This window comes from uncultured Campylobacter sp. (assembly GCF_938040115.1).
GTDB lineage: Bacteria > Campylobacterota > Campylobacteria > Campylobacterales > Campylobacteraceae > Campylobacter_A.
In genome coordinates, this window is record NZ_CALHXD010000118.1 from 1 (window position 1) to 3727 (window position 3727).

Sequence of the window (3727 nt, forward strand, 5' to 3'; positions counted from 1 at the left end):
GGCGCGAGCAGGGTTGCGTGATACTGCAACCATACGATATGCCTGCGGGCGCGGGCACCTATCATCAGGCGACTTTTTTAAGGAGCCTCGGGCCAAAGCCGTGGGCGACGGCGTACGTAGCACCTTCTCGCCGCCCGACCGACGGTAGATACGGCGAAAACCCAAACCGCCTGGGTGCATATTATCAGTTTCAGGTGCTCATTAAACCAAGCCCGGAAAATATACAGGAGCTTTATCTAAAAAGCCTTGAAAAGCTCGGGTTAAATTTGAAAAATCACGACATCCGCTTCGTCGAGGATAACTGGGAGAGCCCGACGCTGGGCGCTTGGGGGCTAGGCTGGGAGGTCTGGCTAGACGGCATGGAGGTGACGCAGTTTACGTATTTCCAGCAAGTCGGCGGCATCGCGTGCGAGCTGGTTTCTGCTGAGATCACCTACGGTCTTGAGCGACTAGCGATGTACTTGCAGGACGTAAATAGCGTCTATGACATCGTTTGGGACGATAGGGGCGGCAACATCGTTACCTACGCCGACGTGCATAAGCAGGGCGAATTTGAGTGGAGCAAATATAACTTTGAAATCGCGGATGTGGATATGCTGTTTCGCCAGTTTGAAAATGCATTCGGCGAGTGCAAACGCTGCTTGGAGGCTAAAATTTCGCTACCGGCGTATGACTACTGCATGCTGGCGGCGCATACGTTTAACGTCCTTGATGCTCGCGGAGCGATCAGCGTAACGCAAAGGCAAGACTACATCCTAAAAATCCGCGAGCTGGCCAAAGAGTGCGCGCTAACGTACAAGGCTAGTATCGATGCCGCTGCCCAAAACGACGCGAAGGGCGAATAAAATTTGATGAAAATCGGCGAAATTTATAAAATTTTAGACGAGATTAGTCCGTTTGCGAGTCAAGAGGAGTGGGATAATAGCGGGCTGCTCGTGGGTTCGCTTGAGGCTAGCGTAGAGCGAGTTTATCTTAGCCTTGACGTTGATGATGAGCTTTTAGACGAGGTGCAGCCAAACTCGCTCATCATCACGCATCATCCGCTCATTTTTAAAGGGCTAAAATCACTAAATTTGGACGAGTATCCAGGCAGCCTAATCGCAAAGATGATGGCTAAAAATTTAAGCCTGATCGCTATGCACACGAACTATGATCTAAGCCACCTAAACGAATACGTGCTAAGCGAAATTTTGGGATTTACGCCAAAGGAGCGCGACGGATTTTTGCTTTATGCGGATGTAAATTTGAGCTTTGACGAGCTTTGCGAGAGAGTAAAAACAAAGCTAAATTTAAGCCATTTAAGAGTTTGCAAAGGGCGAAAATTTGACCGCAATGCGCAGGTAAAGCGCCTTGCGTTTTGTACGGGAAGCGGCGGAGATTTGATTGATATCGTTAAAGCGGACGTGTTTTTAACCGGGGATCTGAAGTACCATCAAGCCATGAGCGCCGTGCAAAATAATCTTACTATGCTAGACATCGGACACTTTGAGAGCGAGCGGTATTTTGGGGAGTCGCTTGCAAAATATTTGCAAATTTTGCCGATTCCTACTATAATATCCAACTCAAAAAACCCGTTTTCATACAGTTAAAGGAAAAAGATGAATAAATATTTAGAACAGCTAGTCGAGCTCTCAGCCATAGATAAAGACATCGACGATTTTACTCCGCGCCTTGAGAAAGTTCAAAGCGTTTTAAAAGCGACCAAGGACGAGCAGGCGGCGATTTTAGCGCAGATCGAGGAAGCGGCTACGAGCGTGACCGAGCTAAAAAATCAAAAATCTCAAACCAACGCGCACATAGCCGAATTTAGCGCGAAGATAAAAGATGTCGCCAAAAAAAGCGGCGCGGCAAAAACAGAAAAAGAGATAAAAGCGCTTCAACTAGAAGACGAGTTAGCTAAAGAGCAGCTAGAGGCCGCAAACGAAGAGGTCGAAAGACTAGAAAAAATCATAGATAGCAAAAATGCGCTTAAAAGCGAGCTTGAGGCGAAGGCCGCGGAGCTTGGCGAAAATTTGACAAAAATCGAGAGTGAAATCTCGGCCGAAGTCAGCGCTATCGAGCAGCAAAGAGATGAAATATACGCTAAGAAAAATAAGCTAGTGGGCGAGATGAATCAAAAAATCTTGACATTTTACGAGAAGATCCGCAAATGGGCGCACAACACCGCCGTCGTGCCGGTCAAAAAGCAGGCCTGCTACGGTTGCTTTATGCAGATAAACGACAAGACTTATTCTGCCGTCATCAAGGGCGAAGACATCGTGACCTGCCCTCACTGCGGCCGAATTTTATACAAAGAAGCGGCGAACTAGCCTTTAAATTTGATAATAATTTATTACGTTTTAGTCCTCGCGGCGTTTGCCTTGGGGGCTTTACCGCTTGCGATTTTAGCTTTTAAGAAAAAGTACAGAGCCTCGATCCCCGCTAGATTTTTTTTGTTTAAAAATCCCAAATTTGACGCCTCGCGCGTGCATTTTCACGCGTGCAGTTTCGGCGAGGTGCGTTCTATCGCGCCGCTAGTTAGTAGATTTAAAGACGCGGCCGCAGTCTCGGTCGTAACCAAAACCGGCTTTGACGAGGCGAAAAAGATCACGCAAAATACGCGCTTTTTGCCGTTTGAGATATTTTTACCGTTTTGGCTAAAACCCGCTAAAATCACGGTTATTTTCGAGGCCGAGCTTTGGCTGGGGTTTGTTTTTTGGGCTAAATTTAAGGGCTCGCGCGTCATTTTGATAAACGCTAGGATTTCTGATAGGAGCTACAAAAGTTATCTCAAATTTGGCTTTTTTTACAGGTATTTGTTTAAATTTATAGATAAAATTTACGCTCAAAGCGATCTGGATAAACAGCGTCTAGAGCGGCTCGGCGCTAAAAATATCGTCGTTAATGGCAATGTAAAATCAGCCTTTTTGCTAAATCCGAGTAAAATTTATGCTAAGCCAAAAGAGCGCGTGATCGTGCTGGCTAGCACTCATGCAGGGGAAGAGGAGCTGATTTTGCGCGGGTTAAATTTGAGTGCAAACGATAAGCTGATTTTAGTGCCGCGTCATCCGGAAAGATTTGGCGAAGTAGGCGAGATTTTGGCTAAATTTGCTGCTAAAAATGGACTTAGTTTTTCTAAATTTAGCGAAACTAAAAACTTTGACGCGCAGTGCGTGCTGGTCGATGCGATGGGCGAGCTGGTAAATATTTATAAATTTAGCGACGTCGTAGTGCTCGGCGGTAGCTTCGTGCCAAACGTCGGCGGACACAATCCGATCGAGGCGGCGCAGTTTGAAAACGCGGTGATAAGCGGGGAGTTTATATTTAATCAAAAAGCCTTGTATAGCGCGGTTGACGGCATAAAATTTGCAAAAGCGGGCAAGATAAATGTACTTTTACGGCAAGATTTACCAAAAGCAAAAATCGTCGCCAAAGGCGATGCAAGCGAGATTTTAAAAGATATTGAGGAAAATTTATGAAAGAAGAAAAAGCCTATAAACTGCTGGCGATCCAGGAGGGCATTTCAAACAACGAGGCAAAGGAGCTGATTGACGCAGGCTTAGTTAGCGCCAAAGGACAGAGGATCGCCGTGGCGCGCGCTATGATGAGCGCGGCGACTAAATTTAACGTACAAAAACTGCCGCGCCCAAGCGTGATTTTTGAAGACGAAAACCTGATCGCGGTTGATAAACCGGCATTTTTAACGTCGGAAAAAGTGAGCGAAATTTATAAATTTCCGCTACTTCAC

The 3727-nt window shown here is 46.4% G+C and carries 4 protein-coding genes and 1 pseudogene; all 5 read left to right on the forward strand.

Annotated elements, in window-relative coordinates; genetic code table 11:
- On the forward strand, window positions 1-845 hold an 845-nt coding region (gene glyQ / locus Q0314_RS04520; protein WP_298056988.1), incomplete at its 5' end, for a glycine--tRNA ligase subunit alpha.
- Between the two features lie 6 nt (window positions 846-851).
- Window positions 852-1589, forward strand: a complete 738-nt coding sequence (locus tag Q0314_RS04525) for a Nif3-like dinuclear metal center hexameric protein (protein WP_298056991.1) — start codon at window positions 852-854, stop codon at window positions 1587-1589.
- Between the two features lie 9 nt (window positions 1590-1598).
- A complete protein-coding gene (locus Q0314_RS04530) occupies window positions 1599-2309 on the forward strand; it encodes a zinc ribbon domain-containing protein (protein ID WP_298056994.1) in 711 nt (236 codons plus the stop codon).
- Window positions 2310-2318: 9 nt separating this feature from the next.
- Window positions 2319-3458, forward strand: coding sequence for a lipid IV(A) 3-deoxy-D-manno-octulosonic acid transferase (gene waaA / locus Q0314_RS04535; protein WP_298056996.1), 1140 nt, complete (start codon window positions 2319-2321; stop codon window positions 3456-3458).
- A pseudogene (locus Q0314_RS04540) lies at window positions 3455-3727 on the forward strand (RNA pseudouridine synthase); the annotation flags it as partial. The gene waaA and the pseudogene Q0314_RS04540, both read left to right, overlap by 4 nt.